This is a genomic window from Micromonospora sp. WMMD975 (genome assembly GCF_029581215.1).
Lineage (GTDB): Bacteria > Actinomycetota > Actinomycetes > Mycobacteriales > Micromonosporaceae > Micromonospora.
In genome coordinates this window covers 2,076,472-2,090,549 of the sequence record NZ_CP120739.1, presented here as the reverse complement: position 1 = coordinate 2,090,549, position 14,078 = coordinate 2,076,472, and the positions used below count along the sequence as shown (strand labels likewise).

The following is a 14,078-nucleotide window of genomic DNA, read 5'->3' as shown; positions in this document are numbered from 1 at the left end:
CCACCCGGCATGCCCGACCGGGCCGCGGCGTCCCGCCCAAGATATCCGCGACCACCGATGCCCTCCATGGTGTGACCACGAGAAGCGCAAGCTGGAAGACCGCACGCCGACCCACCGGTCCTATCCTTTCCCTGTCCCGGACGCACCATCCCGGCACGCTTCCCCCACCCCCACCCCCACCCCCATCCCCACCCCCGCCGCGGCCCCGGGCCGCCGCGTCCCCGCAACGGAAGGTGAGGCGCCATGTCCCTGCGACAGCTTCCGGAAACAGGCCGCCGGCCAGACGTCCCGCCGCCCCGCGCCCGGCGCCGCGCGCGGGTCGTCCTGCTCAGCGCCGCGACCGGCGTCCTGCTCGCCGTCCTGTGGTCGTTCGAACTGGTCGACAAGGTCATCGGCGACAACGTCGCGAACACCGTGCTCGGCCACGACGCCAAGGGCACCGCGATCACCGGCACCGCCGCCGGGCTGCTCTTCGCGTTCGTCTCCGGCTTCGCCGGCACCTTCACCGCCTGCAACGTCGCCATGGCCGCCTCGGTCGGCCCGATGAGCCAGGCATCCGGCACCGACGCCACCACCGCGCCGCTACGGGCCCTGCTACGCCCGGTCGGATGGCTCGCCCTCGGCATGATCACCGTCTCGGCCAGCTACGGCGCCATCGGCGTCCTGCTCGGCGACCGGCTCCCCCAACTCTCCACCGCCGACGTCGACGGCATGCCGGTCCGCCTCGTCCAGTCGTCGGTCGTGTTCGGCGTCATCGGCCTGGCGCTGATCTACCTCGGGCTCGCCGCGCTCGGCCTGCTCCCCGACGTCTTCGCCCGCCGGCCCGTCGGCCGGGTCGTGACGATGGGCGCGCTCGTCGGCGGATTCCTCATCGGACGCCCCTACCCGATGTTCAACAAGCTGTTCCACTGGGCCGCCGACACCGGCAACCCGCTCTACGGCGCGCTCGCCTTCGCTCTCCAGTCGCTGGGTAACATCCTGCTCGTCACGCTGATCTTCGGCATCGTCGTCATGGCCAGCCGGGGACGCTTCCTGACCTGGATGGCCGACCCTCGCCGCGCCGCCGTGGTGACCGGCGCGCTGCTCGTCGCGCTCGGCGTCTTCACCGTCGTCTACTGGGACGTGCGCCTGCCCGCCCGCTTCGGGATCGGCTGGTTCCCCACCATGCCCTACAACTGACGCGACGGGCGGGGCGCGACCGGCGGGGCGCGACCCGGCTCAGCCGGCCAGGAAGACGAACGACAACCAGCCGACCACGATCAACACCAGCACCGCAGCCAACACCCAGGTCGGCACCCTGTGCTCGCCACGACGGTTCCGCTCGATCTCGGCGCGGATCTTCTCCCGGCGACGGTCAATCCAGTTGAGCTTCTCCGCGCCGGAATCGCGGCCAGCGGAATCGGAAGTGTTCATGGCACCGCCAGCGTACCCGTGCTCCGGTCCGCCGGAGCACGGGCCCGCCACCGGCCTCACATGCTGGCGATCAGCCGCTCCACCCGCTCGTCGTACGCCCGGAACGGGTCCTTGCACAACACCGTGCGCTGCGCCTGGTCGTTCAGCTTCAGGTGCACCCAGTCGACGGTGAAGTCGCGTCGCTTCTCCTGCGCGTGCCGGATGAACTCACCCCGTAGCCGCGCCCGGGTGGTCTGCGGCGGCGTCTCCTTCGCCTCGAAGATCTCCGGGTCGTTCGCGATCCGGTCCACCTCGCCCCGGCGCTCCAGCAGCCCGTACAGGCCCCGGCCGCGCCGCACGTCGTGATAGGCCAGATCCATCTGCGCCACCCGCGGATGCGACAGCGGCAGGTCGTGCTTGCGCTGGTAGCGCTCGATCAACTTCAGCTTCGACACCCAGTCGATCTCCCGCGCCACCGGGTCCAGGTCGCCGGTCTCCACCGCGCGCAGCACCCGCCCCCACAGCTCCACCACCCGCTTGGCGGTCTGGTCGCCGCCCCGACGCTCCACGAACTCCGTCGCCTTAGTCAGGTATTCCTGCTGGATGTCGAGCGCCGAGACCTCCTTGCCGGAGGCCAGCCGAACCTTGCGCCGACCGGTGATGTCGTGCGACACCTCACGGATCGCCCGGATCGGGTTCTCCAACGTCAGGTCCCGCATCACCACGCCGGCCTCGATCATCCGCAGCACGATGTCGGCGGTGCCGACCTTCAGCAACGTGGTGACCTCATTCATGTTCGAGTCACCGACGATCACGTGCAGCCGCCGGTAGCGCTCCGCGTCCGCGTGCGGCTCGTCCCGGGTGTTGATGATCGGCCGGCTGCGCGTCGTCGCCGAGGAGACACCCTCCCAGATGTGCTCCGCCCGCTGCGACAAGCAGTAGACCGCGCCGCGCGGCGTCTGCAACACCTTGCCCGCGCCGCAGATCAACTGCCTGGTGACCAGGAACGGGATGAGCACGTCGGCGAGACGGCCGAACTCGCCGTGCCGGGACACCAGGTAGTTCTCGTGGCAGCCGTACGAGTTGCCGGCCGAGTCGGTGTTGTTCTTGAACAGGTAGATCTCGCCCGCGATGCCCTCGTCGTGCAGCCGCTTCTCCGCGTCGACGAGCAGACCCTCCAGGATCCGTTCGCCGGCCCGGTCGTGGGCCACCAGGTCGGTCACCGAGTCGCACTCCGGCGTCGCGTATTCCGGATGCGAGCCCACGTCCAGATAGAGGCGGGCGCCGTTACGCAGAAACACGTTGCTCGACCGGCCCCACGACACCACCCGCCGGAACAGGTACCGCGCGACCTCGTCGGGGGACAGTCGGCGTTGCCCGCGATAGGTGCAGGTGACGCCGTACTCGGTTTCGAGGCCGAAGATTCGCCGCTCCATGATGAGACATTAGCCGCCCGGAGCCCGCAATGGGCAGCGCCGACGGTCAGCGTCACGCGCGAAGGCCGCCGGTACGGCGAGGTGGTGCCATCGCACAGCAGCGGACCCCGCCACTTCGGCGAAGTGGCGGGGTCCGAAAGCACGTCTCACTCGGTGGGCTTGTCCTCCGCGTGACCCTCCAGATCGGCGGAACCCGCCGAGGTGGTCGGCTTCTTCGCCTCCTCGGTCGGCACCGTCGGGGTCTTCGCCCGGCCCGGCGCCGGCGACGTGTCGGCAGCCGCGTCGCCGTCCAGCAGCCCGGACAGCGCCGCCCCGGTGATCCGCCGGAACGTCCGGCCCACCCGGGCGCGGTCCAGGACCGCCACCTCCAACTGGTTGGCGGCGATCGTCCGGGCCGCCCCACCCTCACCGCCGACGCTGCTCAACGCCTTCATCGCGGCGCGGACCGCCTCGGCCAGCGACATCTCCGGACGGTGCTCGTTCTTCAGCACGCCGGCGATCGCCTCGGACTGGCCACCCATCGCCATCCGGCCCGGCTCGTCGTTGACCGAGCCGTCGTAGGTCACCCGGTAGAGCGAGTCGTCCTCCGCCGTCGCGCCCACCTCGGCCACGCAGATCTCCACCTCGAACGGCTTCGACTGCTCGGTGAAGATCGCACCAAGCGTCTGCGCGTACGCGTTCGCCAGGGCCAGGCCGTTGACGTCCCGCCGGTCGTAGCTCAGGCCGTTGAGGTCGGCCATCCGCACGCCCGCGCGCCGCAGGTTCTCGAACTCGTTGTACCGGCCCACGGCGGCGAAACCGATCCGGTCGTAGATCTCGCTGACCTTGTGCAGGGTGCTGGAGAGGTTCTCGGCGACGAAGAGCACCCCGCCGGCATAGCTCAGGACCACCGCGCTACGCCCCCGGGCGATGCCCTTGCGGGCCAGCTCGGAACGGTCGCGCATGATCTGCTCGGGCGAGGCGTAGAACTGCATGGCCACGGCGGCGGTTCTCCTTCTTCGGGACTGCTGGCTCGGTGACGGGTGGACGGCGTCAGCCGCCGGGATTCTCCATCCGGCCGGACACCACGCCCTCGGCGAGCGCCGCCGTCTCGGCGTCGGTGAGCCGGTGGGTGCCCTCGGCCGTCGCGGTCATCACGACCGGGTAGATCCGCCGGGTCAGGTCGGGGCCGCCGGTGGCGGTGTCGTCGTCCGCCGCGTCGTAGAGCGCCTCGACGGCCAGCCGCGTCGCGTCCTCGACCGACAGGCCCGCCCGGAAACGCTTCTTCAGCGCCGACTTGGCGAACAACGAGCCGGAGCCGATCGCGTCGTAGCCGGTCTCCTCGTACGGGCCGCCGGTCACGTCGAAGCTGAAGATCCGGCCGGCCCGCGCCGGGTCGCTCGCCGCCAGGTCGAAGCCGGCGAACAGCGGCACCACGGCCAGGCCCTGCATGGCGGCGCCCAGGTTGCCCCGGATCATCGAGGCCAGCCGGTTGGCCTTGCCGTCGAGCGAGAGCATCGCGCCCTCGATCTTCTCGTAGTGCTCCAACTCCACCTGGAACAATCGCATCAGCTCGATGCCGATGCCCGCGGTGCCCGCGATGCCGACGAGCGAGTACGCGTCGGCCGGGTGCACCTTCTCGATGTCACGCTGGGCGATCAGGTTGCCCATGGTGGCGCGGCGGTCACCGGCCATGACCACGCCGTTCGCGGCCGAGATGGCCACGATCGTGGTCGCGTGCGGCGCCATGTCGGCGGCCATGCCCGGCGGCAGCGGCCGACGGCCGGGCAGCATCTCGGGGGCCACCTTGCTCAGAAATGTGGTGAAGGAGGACGTCCCCGCGTTGGTGAACACATCTGGAAGACGCCCGGATGGATCAAAACCCGCTGCCACGTGGTTCCTCTCAGGTACGTGATCGCCCCGGCCAGGTTGTCGAGGTCATCCTTGAACTGGCCGAGACCACCGTTGCAGTTGAAGCAGAGTATCCCGCGCACCCATCCGGTGCGATGATCGTGGTCCAGGTGTTCCGGATCGGGGCGCCGGCAGATCGCGCACACGCCGCCCTGCTCGGCCAGGAGCTCCTGGAACTCCTTCTCACCGACCCCGTACCGGCGCCGCAGGTGATACTCGCGATCACCGTCGTAGAGCCGTTGTTTGGATTCCGTGGTCCGCTTGTTGTGGCAAGGCTTGCAGTAGCTGCCGCGGCCGGTGGGACGCTTGCTGCTTGCACAAAATCTTCGAGCGGCTTCCATTCCCCGCAGTCGCGGCAACGGCGTCGGCTGTCCTGATCATCCAGCGGGAGCGACATGTCCGTTTTAAACCGTTATATTCACTGACCTCCCTTTTGTACGTATCCTCTCACGAATTCCTCTGCGTTCTCCTCCAGGACGGAGTCGATCTCGTCGAGCAGGTCGTCGACGTCCTCGGTGATTTCGGCGTGCCGCTCGGCAACCTCGGGGTTGGCCTCAGCGGTGACCTCCTCGACCTCCTCGCGGGACTTGCCGGACTGGGTCTGCCCACCCTCTTGCGTCGCCATGGTGGTGCCTCCTCCACGATCGCCTGCGATCAACTTACCTCGCGCGGGCGACGAAAGGCCCGCCGCGCGCCGGGTTCCGGCACTCGGCGGGCCTTCCGGCATCCGGGTCAGCCGCCGGTCAGCATCTCCAACAGGTCCTTGGCGCTCTCGCACCTGTCGAAGAGCTGGCCGACGTGCGCGCGGGTGCCCCGCTCGGGCTCCATCATCGGCACCCGGACCAGCGACTCCCGGCCCACGTCGAAGATGACCGAGTCCCAGCTCGCGGCGACCACCTCGGAGGCGTACTGCGCCAGGCAGCGGCCCCGGAAGTAGGCCCGGGTGTCCTCCGGCGGCTCGGTCATCGCGGTGCGGGTCTGCTCGTCGCTGAGCAGCGTCTTCATCGAGCCACGCTGCACCAGCCGGTGGTAGAGGCCCTTCTCCGGCCGCACGTCGGAATATTGCAGGTCGACCAGTTGCAGCTTGTGCGAGCCCCAGCCGAGCTTCTCCCGCTCCCGGTAGCCCTCCAGCAGCCGCAGCTTGGCCACCCAGTCCAGCTCGTCGGCGCACTCGAAGGCGTCGCGGCCGAGCCGGTCCAGCACGCTCTCCCAACGACGCAGCACGTCGGCGGTCTGCGCGTCCACGTCCTGGCCGTAGCGGTCGTCCACGAAGGAGCCGACCCGTTCCAGGTAGGCCCACTGCACGTCGAGCGCGGTGAGCCGGCGGCCGTCGCGCAGCCGCATCAGGTGCTTCAGCGACGGGTCGTGGCTGACCGCACGCAGCTCGCCGACCGGGTCGGCGATGCCCAGGTCCGCGCCGAGCGCCTTCTCCTCGATCATGGCGAGGATCAGCGAGGTGGTGCCGACCTTGAGGAACGTGGAGATCTCGGACAGGTTGGCGTCGCCGATGATGACGTGCAGCCGGCGGTATTTGTCGGCGTCGGCGTGCGGCTCGTCCCGGGTGTTGATGATGGGCCGCTTCAGCGTGGTCTCCAGGCCCACCTCGACCTCGAAGAAGTCGGCCCGCTGGGAGATCTGGAAGCCGCTCTGGCCGCCGTCCTGGCCGATGCCGACGCGGCCGGCGCCGCAGACGATCTGCCGGGTGACGAAGAACGGCGTCAGGTACGCCACGATGTCGGCGAACGGCGTCTGCCGGCGCATCAGGTAGTTCTCGTGGGCGCCGTAGCTCGCGCCCTTGTTGTCGGTGTTGTTCTTGTAGAGGTGGATCGGGTGGGTGCCCGGAATCGTGGCGGCCCGGCGGGACGCCTCGGCCATCACCCGCTCCCCCGCCTTGTCCCAGCGCACCACGTCGAGGGGGGTGGTCACCTCGGGGGTGGAGTATTCGGGGTGCGCGTGGTCGACGTAGAGCCGGGCGCCGTTGGTGAGTATCACGTTCGCGAGCCCGAGGTCCTCGTCGGCGAGCGCCTCGGCCGGGTCGTACGCCGCCCCGGAGTAGGTGAACCCGCGGGCGTCGCGCAGCGGCGACTCCTCCTCGTAGTCCCAGCGGGCCCGCCCGCCCCGGTTGAGTTCGGGTCGTGCTCCGTAGGCGTTGACCACCTGCGAGGAGGTGACCATCGGGTTGGCTCCGGCCTGGCCGGGCACGGAGATGCCGTACTCGACCTCGGTGCCCATGATCCGTCTGACGCTCATCGACCTGCCCGCTCCGCTCGCCGTCGGGGTCCCCGTCATGTCGAGCGTAGTCGGCGCGTCGACGATAGGTGGCGCGCCGGGCCCCGGGTGGGCGGTACGGTCCGGCACCCGGGGTGGCCGGAGCGGTGTCTTCCGCTCCGGCCACCCGCCGCGACAGGTCAGAAGAAGCGGTACATCTCGGCCGACGCCTCCTCGGTGTCCGACGCCTTCGGTGCGGTGATCCGGACCGGCTCGCCGAAGCTGTGCATCTTCATCTCGTTCTCGATGGTCCCGGCGGCCGTGTCGAACGTGTAGGTGAGCAGGGTGAGCCGGCCCTCGGGATCCAGGGTGGCCTCGAACGGCACCGACTTGTTCTTGAGGACCTTGAACGCGTTCCGCAGCGTCGTCCGCTCGCCCTCGGTGGAGGCCGCCGCGACGGCCTTGTCGGCGTCGGCGACGCCGGTGTAGCGGCCGTCGCCGGCCGGCTCGGCGGACTCCACGCCGCCGAGGATGCCGGCCTGCGCCCGGACGTCGAGGCCCTGGGCCAGCGGTCCGTCCGGCCGGAGCCGCTTGCGGTCGAGCTTGACCCAGGGCTTGCCGTCGGACTCGTCCTGCTTGAGGTAGAGGGCGTCGGCGGTGAGGACCATGCTGACCGGGTCGGGTGTGGTCATGTCCAGCATCATCGCGCCGGTGGCGGGTTCGATGGCGGACCGCATGGTGATGGTCTGCTCTCCCGCCTTGATGGTGACGTCCATCTTGGCCGTCTTCTCCAGGCTGCGGCCGAGGCCCTGGCGGATCGCGTCGACCGGGTCCGCGGCGGCGGTGGACGCCGACGACGGGCCGGCCGGCTCGGTGCCGCCGCCGTCGGTGGTGGTGCCGCAGGCGGCGAGCAGGGCGGCGAGGCAGACGGCCAGGAGCGGGGTAAGTGATCTACGCACCGGCAGACACTAGCGGGGATGCCGCGTTTTCGTGGCCCCGGAAACGACCGATCGGGGCGGCGCCGGCGCGGCGCCGCCCCGATGGGCCGACCTCAGAGGTACTGGCCGGTGTTGCTGGCGGTCTCGATGGACCGGCCGGCCTCGGCGCCCTTGCCGCCGGAGACGAGCGTGCGGATGTAGACGATCCGTTCGCCCTTCTTGCCGGAGATGCGCGCCCAGTCGTCGGGGTTGGTGGTGTTGGGCAGGTCCTCGTTCTCGCGGAACTCGTCGACGCACGCGTCGAGCAGGTGCTGCAGCCGCAGCCCCTTGCGCCCGGAGGTGAGGAACTCCTTGATGGCCATCTTCTTGCCCCGGTCGACGATGTTCTGGATCATCGCGCCGGAGTTGAAGTCCTTGAAGTAGAGGACTTCCTTGTCCCCGTTGGCGTAGGTCACCTCGAGGAAGCGGTTCTCCTCGGTCTCCGAGTACATCCGCAGGACCACGGCGTCGATCATCGCGGCCACGGTGGCCTGGGGATCGGTGCCGTGTTCGGCCAGGTCGTCGGCGTGCAGGGGCAGGCCGGCGAGGATGTACTTGGAGAAGATGTCCTTGGCCGCCTCGGCGTCCGGCCGCTCGATCTTGATCTTGACGTCGAGTCGGCCGGGTCGCAGGATCGCCGGGTCGATCATGTCTTCCCGGTTGGAGGCGCCGATGACGATGACGTTCTCCAGGCCCTCCACGCCGTCGATCTCGCTGAGCAGCTGCGGGACGATGGTGTTCTCCACGTCCGAGGAGACGCCGGAGCCGCGGGTGCGGAAGACGGAGTCCATCTCGTCGAAGAACACGATCACCGGGGTGCCCTCGCCGGCCTTCTCCCGGGCTCGCTGGAAGATCAGCCGGATGTGCCGCTCGGTCTCGCCGACGTACTTGTTGAGCAGCTCCGGACCCTTGATGTTGAGGAAGAAGCTGGTGTGCTTTTCCTCACCGCGACGCTCAGCGATCTTCTTGGCGAGGGAGTTGGCCACCGCCTTGGCGATCAGCGTCTTGCCGCAGCCGGGCGGGCCGTAGAGCAGGATGCCCTTCGGCGGCCGGAGCTGGTGCTCGCGGAACAGGTCGGCGTGCAGGAAGGGCAGCTCCACCGCGTCGCGGATCTGCTCGATCTGCGACTGGAGGCCGCCGATGTCCTCGTAGTTGACGTCGGGCACCTCCTCCAGCACCAGCTCCTCGACCTCGCTCTTCGGGATCCGCTCGTACGCGTACGCCGAGCGGGGCTCGATCATGAGCGAGTCGCCGGCCCTGATCGTGCTGCCGATCAGGGTCTCGGCGAGGTGCACGATGCGCTCCTCGTCGGAGTGGGACACCACGAGCGCCCGGTCACCCGGGGCGCCGTCGGGACCCACCAGGATCTCCTTGAGCATCACCACCTCACCGACCCGCTCGTAGCCGAACGCGTCGACGATGTTGAGCGCGTCGTTGAGCAGGACCTCCTGGCCTCGGCGCAGCTCGTCGACCTCCAGCGAGGGCGAGACGGCGACGCGGAGCTTGCGCCCGCCGGTGAACACGTCCACCGTGCCGTCGTCGTGCCTCGCCAGGAAGACGCCGTAGCCGCTGGGCGGCTGGGCGAGCCGGTCGATCTCCTCCTTCAGCGTGACGATCTGCGCGCGAGCCTCCTTGAGGGTGCTCACGAGCCGCTCGTTGTTCTCGGTCAGCCGGGCCAACTGTGCCTGGGTGGCCGCCAGCCGCTCTTCGAGCTGCCGGACGTGTCGGGGGCTTTCGGTCAGCTTGCGTCGCACCAGAGCGAGTTCCTCCTGAAGGAACGCGACCTGCGTGGAGAGATCGTGGGCTTCCTTCTCCCACCGTGCGGCGCGCGAGTCCGCGTCGTCGCTGCGTGCCACGTCCCACCTCCCCGGGGGGCTTGAACGTTCTGAGCTAACACTAGCCGCTATGAGCCCGATTCGGTCCTCCGCAACGCGCTCGTCACCGAAGCTTGATCGCCAAGGGCTGGTTGACGGGCGGGTACGGGCGTTCGGGTACCGTCGGAGTCCGGTACGGGAGAACATGGGGGGTGCTTCGATGACCGACGTCGCGACGGACCAGGTGCAGGTCTGGGTGGACCAGGACCTCTGCACCGGCGACGGGCTGTGCGTGCAGTACGCGCCGGAGGTCTTCGAGTTCGACGTCGACGGCCTGGCGTACGTCAAGGGGCCGGACGGCGAGCTGCGGCTGAGCCCCGGCGCCCGGGTGGACGTGCCGGAGCACCTGCGCCTCGAAGTGATCGACTCGGCGAAGGAGTGCCCCGGCGAGTGCATCCACGTGGTGCGGGCCGGCGACGGCGTCGAGGTGGCCGGCCCGGAGGCCGAGGGCTGAGCGGACGAGCGGGGTGGGCCGGGGACGGGTCCCCGGCCCACCCGCGTCTCAGAGCATCGGACGACCGACGACGGAGGCCACCAGCCGGGCGAACTCCTCCAACCGCCCGATCTGTCCGGCCCCGCCGTCGTCGAGCGTCTTGCCGAAGCGCAGCGCGTCGTGCCGCGGCGTGCCCGCCACCTCGTCGCTCGGCGGCGCCTCGTCCAGCGAGCTGAGCAGCAGGTAGACGTCGATGCTGTCGACCCGGACCGTGCCGTCCTCGGCGCGGGTGAGCCGGCGCCGGCAGCCGACCTCGGTGACGGTGGAGACCGGCACCACCCGCAGCGAGGAGGTCATCGCGCCGGGCGGCCCCTCCCCCGGCGGGACGTCCTCGCCGTGCCAGAGCACCAGTCGGCTGCCGTCGCAGACGACGACCTCCTGCCACACGCCGTTCACCTCGTTGACGAAGCGTTCCAGCGTGAAGCCGAGCACCGAGGCGCCCCGCAGCACCCCGCCGAGCGCCTCCAGGGCGATGTCGGGGTCACGCAGGTAGGCCCGGGCGGCCGACTCCAGGTCGGCGTAGGGCGACCAGTCGGGGAAGACGGCGGGCATCTCGCCGTTGCCGTAGCCGGGACTGCTCACGCCACCTCCCGCCCCGCTCCGCCGGGACGGGCTGCCCGCCCGTCACGCGCCCCGATCCGCTCCCTCATGCTTACCGTCTCCGGTGTCGTCGTCCCCACGGGCACACATGATCCGCCCGTCCGTGGGGCTTCGCGCGGCGGGGGTCAGGGCTGTTCCGGCTCTGCCACCGACCGGGCCGCCGCCGCGGCGCGCAGGGCGTCGCGGCGCTGGGCGTACGCCTCGGCGCCCTTGCTGGGCTTGCGCCGGCGCGGCGGGGCGGTGACCCCCGGGGCGAGCTTGCGCGCGGAGACCAGGAACGCGGTGTGCGCGATCATGCGGTGGTCGGGCCGGACCGCCAGCCCCTCGGCGTGCCAGTCGCGGACCATCGACTCCCAGGCCCGCGGCTCGGTCCAGCCGCCGCGCTCGCGCAGCGCCTCGACCAGCTCGGACAATTGGGGCGTGGTGGCCACGTAGCCGATCAGCACACCACCGGGTACGAGCGCCCGCTCGACCATGTCGAGCATCTCCCACGGGGTCAGCATGTCGAGGATGATCCGGTCGAAACCGGTCTCGGCGCACCCGGCGACGTCGCCGACGTGCAGCCGCCAGGCCGGGTGCGGGCCGTTGAAGAACGCCTCGACGTTGCGCCTGGCGATCTGGGCGAAGTCGTCGCGCAGCTCGAAGGAGTGCAGCTCACCGTCGGTGCCGACGGCCCGCAGCAGCGAGCAGGACAGCGCGCCGGAGCCGGCGCCGGCCTCCAGCACCTTGGCGCCGGGGAAGATGTCGCCCATCGCGACGATCTGCGCGGAGTCCTTCGGGTAGATCACCTGGGCGCCGCGCGGCATGGAGAGCACGTAGTCCGACAGCAGCGGCCGCAGCGCCAGGAAGGCGGTGCCGCCGCCGGTGGTGGTGACCACGCTGCCGTCGGGCAGGCCGATCAGGGTGTCGTGGCTGAGGATGCCCCGGTGGGTGTGGAACTCCTTGCCGGGCTCCAGCGTCACGGTGTGCATCCGGCCCTTCGGGTCGGTGAGCTGCACCCGGTCGCCGGGCCGGAACGGCCCGCGGTGCACGGGAGGCAGCGCCGGGACGGTGGAGATCTCTGCGGTCACGTGTTCGTCTTCCGTTTCGGTTCGAGGAGCTGGGCGAGATCCGCGACGTGCAGCACGCCCACCACATCTTCGCCTGCCGTCACGAGGTACTGCGCGCCCGGGTGGGCGCGCACGGTCTCCAGCACCCGCTCGCCGTCCGCGCCGACCGGCAGGACGGGCAGCGTGGCCAGGCCGCGGGCCACCTCGTCCACCGCCAGCCAGGGCCGGCGGTCCCGGGGTACGGCGGCGGCGCGGGCCGGGTCGACCAGCGCCACGGTGCGGCCGGTCGAGTCGACCACGGCCAGCGCCGCGTCCGGCGGGCCCGCCTCGTCACGGCGGCGCTGCGCCTCGGCCAGCGGAGTGCCGGTATGCACCGGCAGGAGCGGGCGGGCCAGCCGGGCCACGTCGACCAGGTGCAGCCGGCGGCCGATCCGGGCCAGCCGGATGGACTGCCCGGCGCCCCGCCACAGGGTCAGCGCGACCAGCAGGAGCAGCGGCAGGGCCAGTGGGACGAGCGCCCGGCGCAGGGTGAGCGCCACCACCAGGGCCACCGTGCCCAGCGCGACCGCCCGGCCGACCCAGCCGGCCACCTCGGTGCCCCGGTGCCGGTCCCGGGTGAGCGCCCACACCGCCGCGCGCAGCGCCCGCCCGCCGTCCAGGGGCAGCCCGGGCAGGCTGTTGAAGATCGCCACCACCGCGTTGCCGACCGCGAGTTGGAAGGCGAGCTGATGGCCGAGCGTGCCGGCGGGCAGCGCCAGGGTGGCGGCGACCGCGCCGGCGCCGAGCACGGCGGACACCGCCGGGCCGGCCAGCGAGATCAACAGCTCCACCCGGGGAGTGGGCGCGTCGGCGTCCATCTCGGTGTAGCCGCCGAGCAGTTCCAGCGTGATTCCCCGCACTCCGATGCCGAACCGGCGGGCGGTGAGCGCGTGTGCCAGCTCGTGCAGCAGCACCGAGCCGAGCAGCGAGACGACGAAACCGAGCCCGATCAGGTAGCTGCCGGGGCCGCCGAGGTCGAGCTGGCGGCGCGCAAGCGCCGCGTAGAGCACGGTGACCACGACGGTGAGCAGCAGCATCGAGGCGTCGGCCCGCAGCGGCACCCCGAAGACCCGGCCGAGGCTCAGCCCGGGCCGGCGCGGTCGTCGGGTCCGCTGCTCCATTCCGGCGATGCTACGCGGGGGAGATCATCGACCGGTGCGGCGACGGCGGCGGTGTCACACCGGTGGCCTAACCTTCCGGGCATGACGGCGAGACCGGTGATCGACACGCAGGGCGACCCGACGGCGGAAGCGGCGCCGGTCACGGTGCGGGCGTCGCTGTCGCCGTCGCGGGCGGCCGACTTCAAGACCTGCCCGCTGCTCTACCGGTTCCGCAGCATCGACCGGCTGCCCGAGCGCCCGACGGTCGAGCAGGCCCGGGGCACGCTCGTGCACGCCGTGCTGGAGCGGCTGTTCGACCTGCCGGCGCCGGCGCGCACCCCGGAGTCGGCGGGTGACCTGGTCGCCCCGCAGTGGGACCGGCTGGTCACCGCGGAGCCGGAGCTGTCGACGCTGTTCGCCGACGACGACACGGCCGGCGTGGAGGGGTTCCTCCGCTCGGCGGCGGCGTTGCTGGAGGGCTACTTCGCGGTGGAGGACCCGCGCCGGCTGGAGCCGGCCGAGCGCGAGGCGCTGATCTCCGCGGTGGTCGACGACGAGTTGCTCATCCGGGGCTACCTCGACCGGCTCGACGTGGCGCCCGACGGCGCGTTGCGGGTGGTCGACTACAAGACCGGCGGCGCGCCGCGGGAGGCGTTCGAGGCACGGGCGCTGTTCCAGCTGAAGTTCTACGCCCTGGTGCTGTGGCGCACCCGGGGGGTGGTGCCGCGGGTGCTGCGCCTGCTCTACCTCAAGGACGCCGAGGTGTGCGACTACGCCCCCGACGCCGAGGAACTGGTGCGTTTCGAGCGCACGGTGGTGGCGTTGTGGCGGGCGATCGAGCAGGCCACCGTCCGGCAGGATTTCCGGCCCCGGCCGAGTCGGCTCTGCGACTGGTGCAGCCATCAGTCGCGGTGTCCGAGCTTCGGCGGCACCCCGCCGCCGTTCCCGGTGGCCGCCGCCGCGCCCGACCCGCTCGTGGACGCCCGGTCCCGCCCCGCCACCCCGGGGGCCGACGAGTGA

15 protein-coding genes are annotated in these 14,078 nt (G+C 71.1%); 3 read left to right on the top strand and 12 right to left on the bottom strand.

Annotation, left to right across the window (positions count from 1 at the left end; translation table 11 throughout):
- Positions 1–243: 243 nt before the first annotated feature.
- Entirely contained in the window at positions 244–1,179 is a 936-nt protein-coding gene (locus O7613_RS08875) for a hypothetical protein (RefSeq protein ID WP_281589770.1), read from the top strand.
- A 39-nt stretch (positions 1,180–1,218) separates the two neighbouring features.
- On the opposite strand, the gene O7613_RS08870 is transcribed toward O7613_RS08875, so the two are convergent.
- From O7613_RS08870 to arc, 9 genes are all read right to left on the bottom strand, one after another.
- On the bottom strand, positions 1,219–1,413 hold the full coding sequence (locus tag O7613_RS08870; protein WP_281589773.1) for a hypothetical protein: 195 nt from the start codon (positions 1,411–1,413) through the stop codon (positions 1,219–1,221).
- A 56-nt stretch (positions 1,414–1,469) separates the two neighbouring features.
- Positions 1,470–2,828, bottom strand: a complete 1,359-nt coding sequence (gene pafA, locus O7613_RS08865; protein ID WP_281589775.1) for a Pup--protein ligase — start codon at positions 2,826–2,828, stop codon at positions 1,470–1,472.
- A gap of 146 nt (positions 2,829–2,974) precedes the next feature.
- A complete protein-coding gene (gene prcA / locus O7613_RS08860; RefSeq protein WP_281589777.1) occupies positions 2,975–3,808 on the bottom strand; it encodes a proteasome subunit alpha in 834 nt (277 codons plus the stop codon).
- Between the two features lie 52 nt (positions 3,809–3,860).
- A complete protein-coding gene (gene prcB, locus O7613_RS08855; RefSeq protein WP_281589778.1) occupies positions 3,861–4,700 on the bottom strand; it encodes a proteasome subunit beta in 840 nt (279 codons plus the stop codon).
- Positions 4,619–5,059 carry an endonuclease VII domain-containing protein gene (locus tag O7613_RS08850; protein WP_282293187.1) on the bottom strand — a complete coding sequence of 147 codons (441 nt, stop codon included), beginning with the start codon at positions 5,057–5,059 and terminating at the stop codon, positions 4,619–4,621. The genes prcB and O7613_RS08850 overlap by 82 nt, the downstream gene beginning before the upstream one ends.
- A gap of 77 nt (positions 5,060–5,136) precedes the next feature.
- Entirely contained in the window at positions 5,137–5,343 is a 207-nt protein-coding gene (locus O7613_RS08845; protein WP_013286106.1) for a ubiquitin-like protein Pup, read from the bottom strand.
- A 107-nt stretch (positions 5,344–5,450) separates the two neighbouring features.
- Complete coding sequence (gene dop / locus O7613_RS08840) at positions 5,451–6,968, bottom strand: depupylase/deamidase Dop (RefSeq protein ID WP_348774325.1); 1,518 nt, start codon at positions 6,966–6,968, stop codon at positions 5,451–5,453.
- A 158-nt stretch (positions 6,969–7,126) separates the two neighbouring features.
- Positions 7,127–7,885: a hypothetical protein gene (locus O7613_RS08835; RefSeq protein ID WP_281589781.1), complete on the bottom strand. Its 759-nt coding sequence runs from the start codon at positions 7,883–7,885 to the stop codon at positions 7,127–7,129.
- A 92-nt stretch (positions 7,886–7,977) separates the two neighbouring features.
- Positions 7,978–9,759 carry a proteasome ATPase gene (gene arc / locus O7613_RS08830; protein WP_281589783.1) on the bottom strand — a complete coding sequence of 594 codons (1,782 nt, stop codon included), beginning with the start codon at positions 9,757–9,759 and terminating at the stop codon, positions 7,978–7,980.
- Between the two features lie 178 nt (positions 9,760–9,937).
- On the opposite strand from arc, the gene O7613_RS08825 reads away from it, so the two are divergent.
- Positions 9,938–10,231, top strand: coding sequence for a ferredoxin (locus tag O7613_RS08825; protein ID WP_281589785.1), 294 nt, complete (start codon positions 9,938–9,940; stop codon positions 10,229–10,231).
- A 48-nt stretch (positions 10,232–10,279) separates the two neighbouring features.
- Here O7613_RS08825 and O7613_RS08820 read toward each other — a convergent pair whose 3' ends face one another.
- From O7613_RS08820 to O7613_RS08810, 3 genes are all read right to left on the bottom strand, one after another.
- Positions 10,280–10,852 carry a hypothetical protein gene (locus O7613_RS08820; protein ID WP_281589787.1) on the bottom strand — a complete coding sequence of 191 codons (573 nt, stop codon included), beginning with the start codon at positions 10,850–10,852 and terminating at the stop codon, positions 10,280–10,282.
- A gap of 143 nt (positions 10,853–10,995) precedes the next feature.
- Complete coding sequence (locus O7613_RS08815; RefSeq protein ID WP_281589788.1) at positions 10,996–11,940, bottom strand: tRNA (adenine-N1)-methyltransferase; 945 nt, start codon at positions 11,938–11,940, stop codon at positions 10,996–10,998.
- Positions 11,937–13,079 carry a site-2 protease family protein gene (locus O7613_RS08810; RefSeq protein WP_282293181.1) on the bottom strand — a complete coding sequence of 381 codons (1,143 nt, stop codon included), beginning with the start codon at positions 13,077–13,079 and terminating at the stop codon, positions 11,937–11,939. Before O7613_RS08810 ends, O7613_RS08815 begins: the two co-directional genes overlap by 4 nt.
- Positions 13,080–13,160: 81 nt before the next feature.
- Here O7613_RS08810 and O7613_RS08805 point away from each other — a divergent pair, with 81 nt between their 5' ends.
- Positions 13,161–14,078 (top strand): PD-(D/E)XK nuclease family protein, encoded by a 918-nt coding sequence (locus O7613_RS08805; RefSeq protein WP_282293179.1) that lies wholly within the window; start codon positions 13,161–13,163, stop codon positions 14,076–14,078.